The sequence below is a fragment of the Achromobacter sp. Root565 genome (genome assembly GCF_001427425.1).
Classification (GTDB): domain Bacteria; phylum Pseudomonadota; class Gammaproteobacteria; order Burkholderiales; family Burkholderiaceae_B; genus Achromobacter; species Achromobacter spanius_D.
Genome location: NZ_LMGO01000008.1, coordinates 38,723 through 56,113, shown reverse-complemented (window position 1 = coordinate 56,113; position 17,391 = coordinate 38,723). Strand labels below are relative to the sequence as shown.

General features: G+C 62.0%; 13 protein-coding genes. 3 read left to right on the top strand and 10 right to left on the bottom strand.

What is annotated here, in order from left to right:
* Window positions 1–9 precede the first annotated feature (9 nt).
* The 6 genes from ASD71_RS25455 to ASD71_RS25430 form a co-directional block, all read right to left on the bottom strand.
* On the bottom strand, window positions 10–918 hold the full coding sequence (locus ASD71_RS25455) for a Wzz/FepE/Etk N-terminal domain-containing protein (RefSeq protein WP_082579052.1): 909 nt from the start codon (window positions 916–918) through the stop codon (window positions 10–12).
* A gap of 407 nt (window positions 919–1,325) precedes the next feature.
* Complete coding sequence (locus ASD71_RS25450; protein WP_162253579.1) at window positions 1,326–2,309, bottom strand: lysylphosphatidylglycerol synthase transmembrane domain-containing protein; 984 nt, start codon at window positions 2,307–2,309, stop codon at window positions 1,326–1,328.
* Window positions 2,306–4,783, bottom strand: coding sequence for a YfhO family protein (locus tag ASD71_RS25445; protein ID WP_156395307.1), 2,478 nt, complete (start codon window positions 4,781–4,783; stop codon window positions 2,306–2,308). Before ASD71_RS25445 ends, ASD71_RS25450 begins: the two co-directional genes overlap by 4 nt.
* Window positions 4,780–5,532 carry a glycosyltransferase family 2 protein gene (locus ASD71_RS25440; protein ID WP_200949484.1) on the bottom strand — a complete coding sequence of 251 codons (753 nt, stop codon included), beginning with the start codon at window positions 5,530–5,532 and terminating at the stop codon, window positions 4,780–4,782. Before ASD71_RS25440 ends, ASD71_RS25445 begins: the two co-directional genes overlap by 4 nt.
* Window positions 5,533–5,739: 207 nt before the next feature.
* A complete protein-coding gene (gene ssb, locus ASD71_RS25435) occupies window positions 5,740–6,255 on the bottom strand; it encodes a single-stranded DNA-binding protein (protein ID WP_056571078.1) in 516 nt (171 codons plus the stop codon).
* Window positions 6,256–6,550: 295 nt separating this feature from the next.
* Window positions 6,551–7,735 (bottom strand): MFS transporter, encoded by a 1,185-nt coding sequence (locus ASD71_RS25430; protein ID WP_056571076.1) that lies wholly within the window; start codon window positions 7,733–7,735, stop codon window positions 6,551–6,553.
* Between the two features lie 239 nt (window positions 7,736–7,974).
* On the opposite strand from ASD71_RS25430, the gene uvrA reads away from it, so the two are divergent.
* Both uvrA and ASD71_RS25420 read left to right on the top strand, forming a co-directional pair.
* Window positions 7,975–10,830, top strand: a complete 2,856-nt coding sequence (uvrA, locus tag ASD71_RS25425) for an excinuclease ABC subunit UvrA (RefSeq protein ID WP_056571074.1) — start codon at window positions 7,975–7,977, stop codon at window positions 10,828–10,830.
* 30 nt (window positions 10,831–10,860) lie between these two features.
* Window positions 10,861–11,523: a glutathione S-transferase family protein gene (locus ASD71_RS25420; protein ID WP_056571071.1), complete on the top strand. Its 663-nt coding sequence runs from the start codon at window positions 10,861–10,863 to the stop codon at window positions 11,521–11,523.
* Window positions 11,524–11,551: 28 nt separating this feature from the next.
* Here ASD71_RS25420 and ASD71_RS25415 read toward each other — a convergent pair whose 3' ends face one another.
* The 3 genes from ASD71_RS25415 to ASD71_RS25405 are packed head-to-tail and all read right to left on the bottom strand — an operon-like array spanning window position 11,552 to window position 14,418.
* On the bottom strand, window positions 11,552–12,679 hold the full coding sequence (locus tag ASD71_RS25415; protein ID WP_056571068.1) for a deoxyguanosinetriphosphate triphosphohydrolase: 1,128 nt from the start codon (window positions 12,677–12,679) through the stop codon (window positions 11,552–11,554).
* 24 nt (window positions 12,680–12,703) lie between these two features.
* Window positions 12,704–13,780: a 3-dehydroquinate synthase gene (aroB, locus tag ASD71_RS25410; protein ID WP_056571066.1), complete on the bottom strand. Its 1,077-nt coding sequence runs from the start codon at window positions 13,778–13,780 to the stop codon at window positions 12,704–12,706.
* Window positions 13,777–14,418, bottom strand: a complete 642-nt coding sequence (locus tag ASD71_RS25405; protein ID WP_056571064.1) for a shikimate kinase — start codon at window positions 14,416–14,418, stop codon at window positions 13,777–13,779. The genes aroB and ASD71_RS25405 overlap by 4 nt, the downstream gene beginning before the upstream one ends.
* 114 nt (window positions 14,419–14,532) lie before the next feature.
* On the opposite strand from ASD71_RS25405, the gene ASD71_RS25400 reads away from it, so the two are divergent.
* Entirely contained in the window at window positions 14,533–16,980 is a 2,448-nt protein-coding gene (locus ASD71_RS25400) for a penicillin-binding protein 1A (RefSeq protein ID WP_056571063.1), read from the top strand.
* 36 nt (window positions 16,981–17,016) lie between these two features.
* Here ASD71_RS25400 and cyaY read toward each other — a convergent pair whose 3' ends face one another.
* A complete protein-coding gene (cyaY, locus tag ASD71_RS25395; protein ID WP_056571060.1) occupies window positions 17,017–17,346 on the bottom strand; it encodes an iron donor protein CyaY in 330 nt (109 codons plus the stop codon).
* Window positions 17,347–17,391 lie beyond the last annotated feature (45 nt).

Here is a 17,391-nt window from a genome sequence, read left to right as displayed (position 1 = left end):
CCCGAATTTCTACTTGAGAAGAACAAAACGCGTTGTGCCCCGAAAAACCGAAAAGATGAAGCCGCAAAGAATTCCAAGCAGTATTGCGGGAGGCAGGAACTTTCCCAATTTTGGGTATACCGGCTCCACGTAGATTTCAGCCTGGGTGACGACCGCGGTTTGGCGTCCTGCCGTAATACGCTGATCCAACTCGTTTGCCGCTCGGGTCAACATGTTCATCCGCGCCTCGCTCTCATAAATCTCCGCTCTGGCTTGGGGAGCAATAAATAGCTGTGCATCAGCGGGCTGCCGGGAAATGTCCTCGTACTTGCGGCGTAGATCTTGATATCTTCGCTCCTCAGCCGCCAGCTCGCCATCATATTTATTCCGTAGGCCTTTCAGCGCCTCCAGGCGCGCGTCCATGACTTGGTCATGGGCGGCACGCACTTGATTTCCTATTGCATCGACATACGCTTGCAATTGCTGGTGCGAATAGCCCAGATAATCCACTCTGAGCAACTGGCTGCCTGGTATTGCCTTCGCTGTCAGCGTCTCCTTGAAGAGCTTGGCATCCGAAGACTCACCGTTGGCGCGCGCGGCCGCTGCAGAGCCCATCGAAGACAACATTGGGTCGATAAATTCCTTGCTGCTGATCCAGGCCGCGGTCAGCGACAGTTGTTCCAGCAGTTCGCGCTCAAACTCATGGCCCGGCGCCGCATCACCGACGCGGACGAGAACGGTGGCCTGCCATTTTTTTGGCACGACAAAATAAGCCACGACTCCGCAAGCGGCGCCAATTACCGCTGCAACCGCCAATGTTTTCCAGTTGCAAAATAGCCGCCTCCAGAAATTATCAGAGCGAAAGCTGCCAATCGGCATTATCTCCGTGGCGGCGCCGTAATCGCGTGCTGCGGCGTTTATTAATAAATTCTCGCCCACTTTCGATGTTCCTTTCCCGCAGCGTCCCAGGTCAGTTACGGACCATTTTCCAGAACATTCGGTTGACCATCGAAAAGGCTATCAGAGAGTTAAGCCGCGGGCAAGCCGCCCTTACGGATCAGGGCCATGGAAAACCCTCAGACGTTTAAAACAATCGGCGCCGTCTGATTTTAAAGGGAATAGTGTTACCAATACCGACTAAGCTTTGCGATATTTGAGCGGATATACGACCGCGAGTCACAATTTGTACAGTGTGCCTGGAAGCGGTCGACAGGCGAGTTCGAGAATGTACTTAGCGGTTTCGCCAGACTGCACGCAAAAAAAAAACGCCGCAATGCGGCGTTTTCGTTTGATTGGAATGCGGGGTGGCACCTAGCGCCATATAAATCCCGGCCCGTGTGAGGCTGTCATTCAACTGGGAGCAAATCTCTATGCGGAGTCAATAAGGCGAGCAAGCCGCCGGGGATATTCACGAGGAACATTCCAAGCCGAAATGTCAGATAAATGGTGGCAAACGGGCCGACCGTGCCCGATAACTCTTCAACCACCTTGGCAAAGGCGACCTCGCCCACGCCCAGTCCCCCGGGTGAAATCGGAATGGCGGAAAACAGATTGCCAAATACGCCCGCTACTGCCGCCACCAACGGATCCGGCGCAAACGGGAAAATCATCGCAATGAGGACAATACTCAGGGCGACCAGCGCGCTGGCGGCAACCGATATGACGGCGCAGAACAGAAGCTGAAGCCACTTTGCCTTATATACGCTGGCGTTCTGCCGGAAAATTCGTGCGTACTCGAGCAGCCTGTCAGGCAAGAACCTTCCCAAATTAAAGAATCTGGCCAGCGCAAATGCGATAAGCATGGCGACGCCAGCCACGCACGACGCCACAAAAATCCATTCGATGCCTTCAATGTAGGAGGCTGCCTTCGCTCCTTTGTCTGAAGAAAACACCAGATAGACGCTCAGTAGACAGGCAGCACCCAACAATCCGAAAAGGGAAAACGCACGGTCTGACACAATAGATAGCGTCGCGGCGCCCCGGCCCTGCCCCTTTTTCATGCCTCTGAAAATGTACATGGCCCGCACGACATCGCCGCCTGCGGCACCTGGCATATATAGAGAAAAGAATCCGCTCATCAGCTGGATGCGCAATATCGTTGGCAGCTGAACAGGAAATCCGGCTATGCGCAGCAGCAGCCACCACCGGAATGCCCCCGCAAGAATGCCTATGAACATCAGCACGAGCGCCGGGGCGAAATACGCAGGCTTGGTGAAGGCCAACACCAACGCTCCGGCGTCGATGTAGTCACCTTTGAAGAGCGCGAATACAAGCAGCGCACCAAAGCATACCTTCAGTGCGCTGAGTATCCATCGCTTTGGATTCCTCACGATCTGCCCCAATCAGTCTGGCTTTTATCTGCGATGGGTAAACCCAAATCGCGCACAAAGCGATCAATCCGTCTGCGGCATGCAAATATCAGGACGAGCAGGGCGAGGCTTGCGAAGCTTAAGGACAGCGCAAGCGTCAGGGTTTTGGGACGATATTTCAGTTCGACGCGGAAGTCGCCGGCGGGCACTTGAATGCCCCGGAATAACCCATTTACCCTCAGCACCTGCGCGGGCTTCCCGTTGACAGTAGCCGACCAATTTGGGTGCCAGTTATCAGTAAACACGACAAGACCCGGTTCCGCCGCGTTGCTCGCAAGAACGACCTCCGCATTCCGATACCGCACAATTTCTATCGGGGTGGCCGATGACCGGTAATCGTCACGCAGCGTCAGAGCTTCATCCTGGGCCGGCTCCACGCGCGGGACAAAGAAAGCCCTGGCCATGACCGTCGGGTTTTCGTAAACGAATGACCCCGGCGTCTCGAAAGCCAGGCTCAGCCCGTGCTCGAGAAACGCTTTTCTATAGTTCAGGTACGAAGACGGCGTGATGATGTATTTGACTCCAAGCAAATCCAGGGCAGCCCAGTCGATCTTCGTTTTTTCCGGCTCGTCCTGAATACTATATAGGCTCGGAAAAGGTCCTCTGTTCAATGTGTAGTTGAAGCCGAATTGTTGCGAAGGCTCCATGTCGAACGTGTCGTAGAAATAGTCCCGAAAATATGGAAGATTTCCTTCGTTGGTCGAACTGACTTCCTGGATTCCGAACGCCGAGCCTAGATCTGGATATAGCGCACTCGTTCCGAAGTTCGCCGTGCGGTAATTACCAACGTTTTTCTTCACGAATGCGATGACGTCGGTCGGCTTCTTGAAAAAGTCACTACGCTCGTAGCGAATCATTTTCGAAGACATCAGCAATTCGACAAACATTACCACCACGAACACCGCAGCAAGTGCCTTCAGCACCCAACCTACCCTGACAAACCTGGCGCACACCAGACCCGAGACAAGAGCGACCAGCAGGATCCCCGTCCACATAAGAGCGCTCTGCTTGAACTCCAGGTTGGGTTCGCGCAGTCCATAGGTCTGCCACAGGAAGATCGCGCCCGCGATCGCAATTCCTAGAACGGCCAGCGCGGGCAGTATCCGTGTGCTTCCCGAACGGATGTTGTCTAGTCCCAGCCCTACTAGCGCGACCATGGGCATGACGACCGACATCCACCAATATTGATTTCCGATGCTTCCAATAATTGGGATCGACGCCACAATCGGCCGGATGACTCGGGCGCCATATATATTGGCAAGAAAGAAGAGCACCGCAGCGGAGCAGACTAAGGCTACAACGCGGAACCTGTCATTTCTTCTAGATACAGCACACGCGGCCGCTGCGAAGGCGACCAGCCCAAAATGATAAACAGTATTCGGAAAATATTTCGGCCCTAGTGACGCAGGCTCGCGGAGGTTATAAGACTCGAAAAATAGAGAGGGTGAAAACAAACCTGCTAAGCCACCGGGAAATACCACGGGGTAGTAAATTCGGATCAGGTAGTTTTTCAACAGTGCCGTACTCTCGAGATTTTCGAGCACCGGCAGATACAGAAAAGCCAGAATAGACACCGCGAAGCCGCCAGCGACTGCCTGCAAAGCCAAAATATACAGGACCGCCTTAACGGAGATTTCACGACTGGCTGCGCGATGCGCGAGATACGCCAAGGCTACGACATACACCCCGATGATGCTCACTATGGTAGTGGGCGCAAAGGTGCAACTCAACGCCAACGCAAAGCTGAGACAGACCCAAACGAATCGGAGAGCACTCGGCGTCTTTGCGTGCATTAGCACTGCATAAAGACATATAGGAATGAAAGGATAGCTCTGCGCCACATTGGAGCCCAGGTTGGCGACAGCGTATCCGTTCAATAAGAAAAAAACCGCTGCGCCAATCGCTGCAGTCTTGGATAACTCAAAGACCCTGGTCATTGTCAGGATCAAGAAATAAACGCCCAGCACAAAGTAGATCAAGGCACTCACGTTGTAGCTCAAACTCGAGCCGCCCGTCAGGGCGGTCACAATCGTGGGCACCGAAAACTTCATATCCACCAGGCTTTCGGGACCCATCGCCCCCCCGGCTGCATAGGGGTTCCAATAAGGCGAATCTCCAGTTTTCATCACACGCCGCATGAATTCAATCATGGGCTCGGACTGGAATGCCGCTCCACCGGTATCGTTATAAGCTCCCCACCACTTGACGTGCTCTGGCACTGGATAGAACGGTCGCAATTCCTTGCCGCCATAATATTCAGCCGCCATGTGATCCGTCATTCGGAGGCTGGCGCCTTCGAAGATCACATCCGGAAAAACAGCAACGACAAGCGCAAGCGCAATGGCGGCACACACCAGATACTGGCGGGCCGCCCATTTTTTAAGGGAAGACATTGATTTTGAAAAACCGGATACCTGTTTCTGCGTTGCGCTCAAAACCAATATGCAATCTTGTAGCGATGCAAGAAGGAGCGCAGGAGGCAATATGAGAATCCAATGCCTTCCTTGCGGAATATGAATTTTGATACGCCCCGCGCGCGCACACCCTGCGCGCCAGGAATATATTTGACCTGGCCGCCCGTCAGAATCGCCTTGAAGGTAATCTCCGGGCTGATGCTGAAGCGATTCTGGCTCAACCCCATACCAAGCAACTCACGGCGCCGGAACATCTTGAAGGCGTAAGTGGAATCGGGGATGTATTGGCCCAATGCAATGCGTACACCGATCCGGAAGAAGAATTGGAAAAACTTGTATTTGAACGGGATGGTTGAGTCATCCCCTTTTTCCAAATACCGAGAGCACTGTGCCAGCACAGCGCCTTTCTCCATTTCGTCGTAGAGCTTGGGAATCAGTTCGATGGGATCGACGGCGTCCGCCGAAACGAAAATGCCGTAGCGGCCTACGCCATGGGCAGCCCCGTATCGGACCACGGCGCCATAGCCACGCCGCTGCAATTCACGACGCACCACGCGCACCGGAATCACACCCCGGTTGTCCGCCGCCCACTGGATGGCTCGCTCATACGTGGCGTCATCGCTCTGATCATCGACGACAACGATTTCGCTCGTGAACCTCTGACCCGCAACTGCCTGTTTCACGCTATTCAGAATATCTACAATATTCTCCTCTTCATTGAGGCAAGGAATAACGATCGTCAGATCAAGGGCGTCAACGCTGGAATTCAAGATTCTTCTCACAGAAGGGTTATCGGTCGCCCCTGATGCCAAGACACGCCCGACAATTCAAAAATTCATGATTGAAAATGGCCGCGCCAATTATACGTAGATCTATAGGCCTAGTCTGAATTGATGGTGTAAACCCTCATCGATCATCCTTTTCGCGACAAAAAAAGGCGGACCGCAAGGTCCGCCTTTTTGAAGTGCTGATTCCGCTTAGAACGGAATATCGTCGTCCATGTCCGCCAGGTTGGCGCCGCTGCTGGCAGGGGCCGCTGCGGGGGCCGGGCGCTGCTGGGGCGCCGGGCGTTGGGCCGGAGCCGCGCGCTGCTGGCGCGGCGCGTCGTCGTAGCCGCCGCCACCGTAGTTGCCGCCGCCACCGCCGCCGCCGTCTTCGCGGCCGCCCAGCATCTGCATCTGGTCAGCGACGACCTCGGTGCTGAAGCGGTCGGCGCCCGTGTCCTTGTCTTGCCACTTGCGGGTCTTGAGGCGGCCCTCGATGTAGACCGAGCGGCCCTTCTTCAGGTATTCGCCGGCGATTTCAGCCAGGCGGTTGTACATGACGACGCGGTGCCATTCGGTTTCTTCGCGCTTTTCGCCGCTGGCCTTGTCCTTCCAGGACGAGGTCGTGGCGATCGACATGTTGCAGATTGCCGCCCCGTCGGGGCTATAGCGGACTTCCGGGTCGCGACCCAGATTGCCCACGAGTATGACTTTGTTAACCGATGCCATGCCGATGTCCCTCTGTTGTTGACAGCCTGCGCCTTGCGTTGCCGCGAGCGCGCCGGCAACAACATAAAAAAGCGATGTTGAAGACCGGCTTCATGAAACTCGCCGGTCATCGAAGCGATGCCGGCGATGCCCAGGTGAAGCCTGTGTTGATGCGTATTATCGACGAAAAGCGCTCGCCGCGCCAAACGGGATCAGTGACAGATCGAACACTGCTGACAAACCATTTCGGCGCTGTTGGACGCCGTTCGGGGCCAGATCCACGACTTTCCGAAGTCTGCGGGAAAGCCCGCAGCCATCAGGCCAGGGGCCGCAGCGCCCAGGTGACCGCCAGCCATACCGCCGACAGGATTGCTGCAGCGATGAACACCGCGCTGGCGCCGGACTGCGACGCCAGCCAGCCGCCCAGGGCGCCCCCCGCGAAGAGGCCCGCGGCCTGCGCGGTGTTGTAGAAGCCTAGCGCCAGCCCTTTGTAGGCCTGCGGCGCCACGCGCGACACGAGCGAGGGCTGCAGGGCTTCCAGCACGTTGAAGGCGACGAAGAATCCGGTCAGCGCGATGGCCAGCGTGTAAAAGCCATGGCTGGCGGCCGGCAGCAGTGCGCACACCAGCACCAGGGCGGCGACCGACGCGCGCAGCGCGCCCCGGTGCGCCCGGCGCTTTTCGGCGACGAACACCACCGGCACCATCAGGACGAACGACACCAGGATGACCGGCAGGTAGACCTTCCAGAGGTCGCGAGCGTCCAGCCCGCCGACCTTGGCCAGCAACGCCGGCACCACGACAAAGAGCGACACCTGAATCAGATGCAGCACGAAGACGCCGAAATTCAGGCGCAGCAGGTCGCGATGGGTCAGGACCTCGCGTGGCTTGGCTGCCTGCATCGTGCGGGCCTGCGTGCGGGGCACGACCGGCACCACCCAGCGCGCGACCGCCAGGCAGACGACGCCCAGGCAGGCGATGGTCCAGAACAGACCCGACAGCCCCCACCAGCCCACCAGCACCGGCGAAAGCACCAGTGACACGGCGAAGGAAAGCCCGATCGATGCGCCCACCATCGCCATGGCGCGCGTGCGCACTTCGTCGCGGGTGGCGTCGGCCAGCCAGGCGGTGACGGCTGCGGAAATGGCGCCGGCGCCCTGGATGGCCCGGCCGATCGTGATCCAGAAAACATCCGTCGCCTGCGCACACACGATGCTGCCGGCGACAAAGAGAAGCAGCCCGAACAGCACCACGGGGCGACGCCCCCAGCGGTCGGAAGCCAGACCGAACGGGATCTGCATGAACGCCTGGGTCAGGCCGTACATGCCCAGCGCGAGGCCCACGCGGACGGGATCATCGCCGCCCGGCATGCCGCTTGCGGCAACGGCGAAGACGGGCAGCAACAGGAACAGGCCCAGCATCCGCGCGGCGAACAGGCCGGCCAGGGCCACGCTCGCGCGGCGCTCGGAAGGGGTCAATTTCAGTTTTTTGTCTGCCGGCATGCGGAAAGTTCAACGATGACTAGGGCGGCGCGCATGTTTGCATGTCATACGCTCACGGTCTGATTCTTGCGGTGCGGCGCCGGCCTCTGGCCTGTCCAACCCGATGAACGGCCTTGAACGCGAGAGGATTCGGCGCGCTATAGTACCAAGTTGGCCTTTGAAACCGCTGAAATGCGCCCAAAGGGTGCGCGGGATCAAAGGCGCCATCGACGACGCAACTGGACGTTACCCATACCGACGTGACCATACGCATTCGGGGTGCCCGCACCCACAATCTCAAGAACGTCTCGCTGGACCTGCCGCGCCACAAGCTGGTGGTCGTCACCGGCCTGTCCGGGTCCGGCAAATCCTCGCTGGCATTCGACACGCTTTACGCGGAAGGCCAGCGGCGCTACGTGGAAAGCCTTTCGGCCTACGCCCGCCAGTTTCTGCAACTGATGGACAAGCCGGATGTGGATCTGATCGAGGGCCTGTCTCCGGCCATCTCGATCGAGCAGAAGGCCGCGGGACACAATCCCCGCTCTACGGTCGGCACCATCACCGAAATCCACGACTACCTGCGCCTGCTCTACGCGCGGGTCGGCACACCCTATTGCCCCGACCACGGCCTGCCGCTGCAGGCCCAGAGCGTCAGCCAGATGGTGGACGCGGTGCTGGGCTGGACGCCCGAGACGCGGCTGGCGGTGCTGGCGCCCATTGCGCGCGGCAAGAAAGGCAGCTTCGAGGACGAATGCGCCAGCCTGCAGGCGCAGGGTTACGTGCGTCTGCGCGTCGACGGCCAGCTGGTGGAAATCGACGGCATGGCGCCGCTGAAAAAGACCGAGAAGCACGATATCGACGTCGTCATCGACCGCCTGCGCATCAAGCCCGAGAGCAAGCAGCGCCTGGCCGAAAGCTTCGAGACCGCGCTGCAACTGGCCGAAGGCCGCGCCCTGGCGCTGGACATGGACAGCGAGCGCGAACAGGTCTTCTCCAGCCGCTACGCCTGCCCGGTGTGCAGCCACAGCCTGCCCGAGCTCGAGCCGCGCCTGTTCAGCTTCAACAACCCCATGGGCGCCTGCCCCAGTTGCGACGGCATTGGACAGGTGGGCTTCTTTGACCCGAAGCGGGTCGTCGCCTTTCCGGAGCTGAGCCTGGCCGCCGGCGCGATCCGCGGCTGGGACCGCCGCAATGCCTTCACGCATTCGCTGCTGACCAGCCTGGCCGCCCACTACGAATTCGATATCGAGGCGCCCTTCGAGGAGCTGCCCGAAGCGTTGCGCGACAAGGTCCTGTACGGGTCCGGCGAAGAAGAGATCTCGTTCCTCTACCTGAACGAGAAGGGCCGCAGCACCGTCAAGCGCCACACCTTCGAGGGCGTCATCCCGAACCTGGAGCGCCGCTGGCGCGAAACGGACTCGGCGACGGTGCGCGAGGAACTGGGCAAGTACCGCAATATCAAGACCTGCCCCGACTGCGCGGGCTCGCGCCTGCGCCCCGAGGCGCGCAACGTGCTGATCGGCCATGATCCGCGCGGCGGCGAACGCCACGGCCAGGCCATCTACGAAGTCGAGGCCATGCCGCTGTCCGGCTGCCTGGACTGGTTCCGTAACCTGAACCTGACGGGCGCCAAGCAGGAAATCGCGCAGCGCATCGTGCGCGAGATCGAGGCCCGGCTGAGCTTCCTGAACAACGTCGGCCTGAACTACCTGTCGCTGGACCGCAGCGCGGACACGATCTCCGGCGGCGAGGCCCAGCGCATCCGCCTGGCCAGCCAGATCGGCTCGGGCCTGACGGGCGTGATGTACGTGCTGGACGAGCCCTCCATCGGCCTGCACCAGCGCGACAACGACCGCCTGATCGGCACGCTGCAACACCTGCGCGATCTCGGCAATAGCGTCATCGTGGTCGAGCACGACGAGGACATGATCCGCATGGCCGACTGGGTCGTGGACATGGGGCCCGGCGCCGGTGAGCACGGCGGCGAGGTCGTGGCCCAAGGCGACCCCGAGACCGTGCAGCGCGATCCCAATTCGCTGACCGGCCAGTACCTGAGCGGCGCGCGCGCCATTGCCATCCCGAAGCGCCGCCCCGTCGACGACGAGCTGCCGTGGCTGACGCTTACCGGGGCCACCGGCAACAACCTCAAGAACGTCGACCTCCACGTGCCCGCCGGCCGGCTCGTCTGCGTGACCGGCGTGTCCGGCTCGGGCAAGTCCACGCTCATCAACGACACGCTGGCCGTGGCCGTATCGCGCCAGCTTCATCACGCGCAGAGCGAACCCGCCCCCTACGTGTCGATGCAGGGGCTGGAGAACTTCGACAAGATCATCAGCGTGGATCAAAGCCCCATCGGGCGTACCCCGCGCAGCAATCCCGCCACGTACACGGGACTCTTCACGCCCATCCGCGAACTCTTCGCCGGCGTGCCGGAGGCGCGCACGCGCGGCTACGACCCGGGCCGGTTCAGCTTCAACGTGAAGGGCGGACGCTGCGAAGCCTGCCAGGGCGACGGCGTGGTCAAGGTCGAGATGCACTTTCTGCCCGACATGTACGTGCCCTGCGACGTCTGCCACGGCAAGCGCTACAACCGCGAAACGCTCGAGATCCGCTATCGCGGCCGCAACATCAGCGAGGTGCTGGACCTGACCGTCGAGCAGGCGCTCGAGTACTTCGAATCGGTGCCCGCCATCTCGCGCAAGCTGCATACGCTGATCGACGTGGGCCTGTCGTATATCCGCCTGGGTCAAAGCGCGACCACGCTGTCCGGCGGCGAGGCGCAGCGCGTGAAGCTCTCGCAAGAGCTGTCGCGCCGCAGCACGGGCCGCACGCTGTACATCCTGGACGAGCCGACGACGGGCCTGCATTTCCGCGACATCGAGCTGCTGCTCCAGGTGCTCAATCAGTTGGTGGACGCCGGCAACACGGTGCTCATCATCGAGCACAACCTGGACGTCATCAAGACGGCCGACTGGCTTGTCGACATGGGCCCTGAAGGCGGTGACGGCGGCGGCCGGGTCGTGGCGCAAGGCACGCCGGAAGTCGTGGCGGCAACCGAGGCCAGCCACACCGGCCAGTATCTGGGCAAACTTTTGCGGCGCAAGCCCGGCGACTGATCCCCCCCTCCTACCAACGGGAAAGCCAGCATGTACACCCTGATCATCGGCAACAAGAACTACTCGTCCTGGTCCATGCGTCCGTGGATCGCGCTGCGGGCGGCGGGCATCGCGTTCACGGAACAAAAGGTCGGCCTGTTCACCGAAGAGTTTTCACAACGCGTCGCCGCCGTGTCGCCCGCCGGCCTGGTGCCCGTGCTGCTGGACGGCGATTTCGCCGTGTGGGATTCGCTGGCGATCTGCGAATACGCTGCCGACCGTCACCCCGAGGCCGCGTTGTGGCCCAAGGATGCCAAGGCCCGCGCGCGGGCGCGATCGCTGGCCGCGCAGATGCACAGCGGTTTCGGCGCGCTGCGCCAGGCCATGCCGATGAATGTCGAAGCGGATTTACCAGGCATCGACTTCCCCGAAGCGGCACGCGCCGATGTCGCGCGCGTGCAGGCCATCTGGCAGGAAACGCGCGCGCAGTTCGGTCAGGGCGGCCCGTTCCTGTTTGGCGGGTTCTCGATTGCCGACGCGTTCTTCGCGCCGGTGGTCTCGCGCTTCAAGACCTACAACATCGCCGCGGCAGGACCGGTGCGCGACTACATGAACGCCGTGCTGGCGCTGCCCGCGATGCAGGAATGGATCCGGGACGCGCTGGCCGAAGCGACCTTCGTCGAGGCCGACGAGCCCTACCGCAAGCATCGCTGACAGCGCGCCGCCTGCGGGCCGGCGCAGGCTACGCCATGTCGAACAGCCGCTTGTGCTCGCGGATGGCGTAGCGGTCGGTCATGCCGGCGATGTAGTCGGCAATCGCGCGCGCCTGTTCGTTGAACTGCGCGCGGCGGTAATCAGGCGGCAACAGGCGCGGGTCATCCAGAAACGCCGCGAACAGGTCGCGCACAATGCGGCGTGCCTTGCGCGTCATGCGCAGCACGCGGTAGTGGCGGTACAGGTTGTCGAACAGAAATTTCTTCAGCGTGTCGGCTTCGCGGCGGATGTCTTCGGAAAACCCCGCCAGCGGCGGCGCGCGGCGCACGTCGTCCGCGCTGGCCGGCGCCGCGTCGCGGATGCGCGCAAGCGACGTGCGGGTCAGGTCGACAATCAGCGTGTTGATCACCCGGCGTATCGTTTCAGCCACCGCGCGCCGCGGCGCGAGGCCGGGATAGCGGTCCAGCACATAGGCATGGTGCCGCTCGAAGATCGACACTTCCTTCAATTGATCCAGCGTGATCAGCCCCGAGCGCAACCCGTCGTCAACGTCGTGGTTGTTGTACGCAATCTCGTCGGCCAGGTTGGCAAGCTGCGCCTCCAGCGACGGCTGCGTGCGGTTCAGGAACCGCTCACCGACGTCACCCAGCATGCGCGCATGGGCCACCGAGCAATGCTTGAGAATGCCCTCGCGCGTCTCGAAGCACAGGTTCAGGCCGTTGAAGTCGGCATAGCGCTCTTCAAGCTCATCCACCACGCGCAGGCTTTGCAGGTTGTGTTCGAAGCCGCCCGCCTCCGGGGCCAGCTCGCGCATGCAGGCGTTCAGCTCGTCCTGGCCGGCGTGGCCGAAAGGCGTGTGGCCCAGGTCGTGCGCCAGCGAAATGGCTTCGGTCAGGTCTTCGGACAGCCCCATGCTGCGCGCCAGCGTACGCGCGATCTGCGCCACTTCGAGGCTGTGCGTCAGGCGCGTGCGGAACAGGTCGCCTTCGTGATTGACGAAGACCTGCGTCTTGTATTCCAGCCGCCGGAAGGCGCCGGAATGGACGATGCGATCACGATCGCGCTGGAACTCCGTGCGGTTCTCCGGCGGCGGTTCGGCGTGCGTCCGGCCGCGCGATCGGGACGGGTGAGAAGCATAGGAAGCCAGTTCATTCATCTGCAACACCGTCCTTGACTGCGTTTACTGGGTGGTTCGGGCCAGCACGGCGCGCACCGCATCGTCGGGGGCCGGCCGCATCACGGCTTCGCCGATGCGTGTCATGAGCACGTAGCGGATCGAGCCGCCTTCGGTCTTCTTGTCCACCTGCATCAGGTCGAGCCAGCGGTCGGCGCCCAGGTCGGGTGCGATTGCCGGACAGCCAATAGCTTGCACCAGCGCGCGCACGCGCTCGACATCGACGCGATCGAAGCCCGCCACGTCAGCCGACAGCTCGGCCGCCTGGACCATGCCGCAGCCCACCGCCTCGCCATGCAGCCACGCGCCGTAACCAAGGCCCGATTCAATGGCGTGGCCGAACGTGTGTCCCAGGTTCAGGATGGCGCGCAGCCCGGATTCGCGCTCGTCCTTGCCGACCACCTGCGCCTTCAGCTCGCACGAGCGGCGGATCGCGTGGGCCACGGCATCGTGATCCAGGGCGCGCAGCTTCTGCGCGTTGTCCTCGCACCAGCGCCAGAACTCGGGATCCAGGATAAGGCCGTATTTAATGACCTCGGCCAGGCCCGCTGACACCTCGCGCGCCGGCAGGGTGCCCAGCACGTCGGTGTCGATCTCGACCGCGATCGGCTGGTAGAAGGCGCCGATCATGTTCTTGCCCAGCGGGTGATTCACGGCGGTCTTGCCGCCCACCGATGAGTCGACCTGCGCCAGCAGCGTCGTGGGCACCTGCAGGAAGCGCACGCCGCGCATGTACACGGCCGCCGCAAAACCCGTCATGTCGCCGATGACGCCGCCGCCCAGGGCGACCAGGACGCAGCGCCGGTCCAGGCGATTGCCCAGCAGCGCATCGAAGATCAGGTTGAGCGACTGCCAGTCCTTGTAGGCCTCGCCGTCGGGCAGCTCGATGCGCAGCACCCGCTTGCCCGTGCGCGCCAACGCGGCCTCGGCGCGCTCGGCGTACAGGGCCGCCACGGTCGGATTGGTGACCACGGCAATGGCGGTGGCATCCGCGGGGATGCACTGATCCAGGAAGTCCAGGCGGCCAGGTCCGATGTGGATCGGATAGCTTCCGCCCGGGGTTTCGACGTCAACAACGTTCATATGCGCTTCTCGAAAGCTTGTAGTTGCGGCAGCAGCGCCTTGACCAGGGTGTGGATGGGCATGGAGCCCGTTTCCACCACCAGGTCGGCGACTTCCTTGTAGAGGGGCTCGCGCCGGGTCATCAGGTCGCGCAGCGTGCCGCGTGGGTCGGCGGTGGCCAGCAGGGGCCGGTTGCGGTCACGGCAGGTCCGGCGGAACAATTCGTCCACGCTGGCTCGCAGATAGACGACAATGCCGCGCTCGTGCAACAGTTGCCGGTTCTCGGCGGCCAGGATGGCGCCGCCGCCCGTGGCAAGAATTATGTTGCGCCGTTGGGTACACTCTTCCAATGCGGCGGACTCTCGGCGACGAAAACCGGCTTCGCCCTCGATTTCGAAGATTACCGGCACCCGCACGCCGCAACGCGCCTCGAGCTCATGATCCAGATCCATAAAGTCGCGCCCCAGCGCCCGCGCCAGGCTACGGCCTATGGTTGTCTTGCCCGCGCCCATCATTCCGACCAAGAATACCGGCAGGTCGTGCGGCAACGACACGGTCTTGCCCGTGCACTCGACGGCGCAGGGCTGGCTTTCAGGCGCTGCGTCGGAGCGCTCCGGGTCCGGGGCTGCCTCCGGACATGAGTTAGCGGCAAAGTTCATGGCGGCATTATCACATTTGCCGCCAGTTGCCCGTGCACCACACTGAACTATTTTGTTACAGAAACCGATCCCCCGCCATGAGGTGGGCCCGGAGATACCCGTAAAATCGCCGCGATGAGCAAGCCCCAGAATTCCTCCAAAAAAGACAAGCCCGTCAGCAGCGGCTCCCCGATACTGCGGTTCTTCGTTAAAACCGGCATCTTTTTCGCCGGCCTGTTCCTGTGCGGCGTCCTGCTCGCGGGGATGGCGCTGGCGCTCGCGTGGCCCAATCTGCCCGACTTGAACGCCATGACGGACTATCGGCCGCGGGTGCCGCTGCGCGTGTACACGGCAGACCGCGTCCTGATCGGCGAGTTCGGCGAAGAACGCCGCAACGTGCTGCGCTTCAACGAAATCCCGGACGTCATGAAATCCGCGGTACTGGCGGCCGAAGACGACCGCTTCTACCAGCACGGCGGCATCGACTGGATGGGCGTGGTGCGGGCCGGCCTGACCAACCTGATCAGCATGTCCAAGACGCAGGGCGCCAGCACGATCACGATGCAGGTCGCGCGCAACTTCTACCTGTCGTCCGAAAAGACCTATTCGCGCAAGTTCTACGAACTGCTGCTGACCTTCAAGATTGAATCGGAGCTCACCAAGGACCAGATCCTTGAGCTCTACATGAACCAGATCTACCTGGGCCATCGCGCCTACGGCTTCGCGGCCGCCTCGCGCACCTATTTCGGCAAGCCCCTGTCGGAAGTCACGCCGGCCGAAGCCGCCATGCTGGCCGGCATTCCCAAGGCCCCGTCGCGCTTCAACCCCATCGCCAACCGCCCCCGCGCCGAATTGCGCCAGCGCTACGTGCTGGGCCGCATGCACTCGCTGGGTTACCTGACCGAACCGGAATACAAGCAGGCGATGGCGCAGCCCATCGTCATGAAGTCCGCCGAAGGCACGCCGGCCGGCGGCTATTCCATCCATGGCGAATACGTGGCCGAGCTGGCGCGCCAGCTTCTCTACAACGTGTATCAGGACAACGTGTATTCGCGCGGCATCAACATCTACACGACCGTGCAGTCCAAGGACCAGGAAGCCGCCTACCGCGCCGTGCGCGAAGGCGTGCTGGAATACACGCGCCGTGCGCCCTATCCCGGCCCGGAAGAACAGCTGGATCTGCCCGCGGGCACCGAGAACAACCCCGCCGCGCTCGACGAGTTCCTGGACGGCGTGTTCGACAAATTCCCGGACAGCGGCGACCTGCTGACTGCGGTGGTGCTGTCGGCCAGTCCCACCGAAGTGAAGCTGGCACGCAGCTCGCGCGAAGTCATCACCGTGACGGACAAGAAGGTGCTGGGCGTGGTCGCCCGCGCACTGAACGACAAGGCCAAGCCCGAGCAGCGCATCAAGCGCGGCTCCGTGGTCTACATCCGCAAGTTCGGCGACAACTGGGAAATCATCAACTTGCCGTCGGTACAGGCGGCCTTCGTGGCGCTGTCGCCGCAGGACGGCGCCATCCGCGCAATGGTCGGCGGCTTCGATTTCTACCGTGGCAACTTCAACCGCGTGACGCAGGCATGGCGCCAGCCGGGCTCGAACATCAAGCCCTTCATCTACGCCGCCTCGCTGGAACGCGGACTGACGCCGGGCACGCAGATCTCGGACCAGCCCTTTGAACTCACCGCCGCGCAAACCGGCTCCAAGGCCTGGAATCCCAAGAACTACGGCAACCAGTACGAGCCCATGCTGACGCTGCGCCAGGGCCTGTACAAGTCCAAGAACATGGTGTCGATCCGCATTCTTCAGGCCATCGGTCCGCAATACGCGCAGGACTACCTGACCCGCTTCGGCTTTGACAAGGCGCGCCAGCCCGCCGTGCTGCCGCTGGCGCTGGGCGCCGGCTCCGTCACGCCGCTGCAGCTGGCGGGCGCCTTCTCGGTGTTCGCCAATGGCGGCTACCGCGTCACGCCCTACCTGATCGACCGCGTCACCGACAGCAGCGGCAAGGTCATCATGCAGTCCAAGCCGGTTGTCGCTGGCGATGCTGCGGCTCGCGCCATCGACCCGCGCACGGCCTGGGTCATGGACGACATCCTGCGCGGCGTCACCACGTACGGCACTGCGGCGCGCGCCCGGGCTCTGCTCAAGCGCGGCGACATCGCCGGCAAGACGGGCACGACCAACGAATCCGTGGACGCCTGGTTCTCGGGCTACACGCCGACGCTGGCAGCGACCGCCTGGCTGGGCTTTGATCAGCCCAAGTCGCTGGGTTCGCGCGAGACCGGCGGCGGCGTCGCCATGCCGATCTGGGTGGACTACATGCAGAGCGTGCTGAAGGGCGTGCCGGAAGAAAAGCCGCGTCCCCGTCCGGACGGCCTGCTGGTGGAAAACGGCGAGTTCTACTTCTCTGAATTCCCGCCGGGACAGGCCGTGGCCCGCCTTGGACTACCCGAGGCCGACACGTTGGGTGAATTCCTGAATGGCCTGAGCAGCGGTTCCAGCGAGGAAACCCGGATCAAGGTCGCACCAGGCGTCGGTACGCAGACCGCCACGCCCTGGTCGCAGAAGATTCCCTTCTGATGCAAAAAGGCCGGCCCAACGGGCCGGCCTTTTTTTTTACAGCCGGATCGTCACGGGGACGCCGGCGGCAGCGGAGCAGATCTGGGACAAGGCGTCCGGCAACTGCGGCCCGCCCCGGGTATCGTTCCAATGCTGGCCATCAAAGCGGTAGTGGAATCCGCCGCTGCGCGCGGCGACCCACAGCTCCTGCATGACGGCCTGGCTGTTCACCACGACGTGGGTGTTGTCCTCGAAAACCAGGGTCAGCACATTGCCGCTACGGCTGGTTTCGACGTCGACGTCGAGCGAAGCCGCCCAGTCATCGGCCTGGCTTTCGATGCTGTCCAGCACCTGGTCGATCAACGCAAGAAATTCGGTTTCGGTCATAATCGAGCCTGCAAGAATTACGGAGTTCCCAGTGTTCCAATTGGC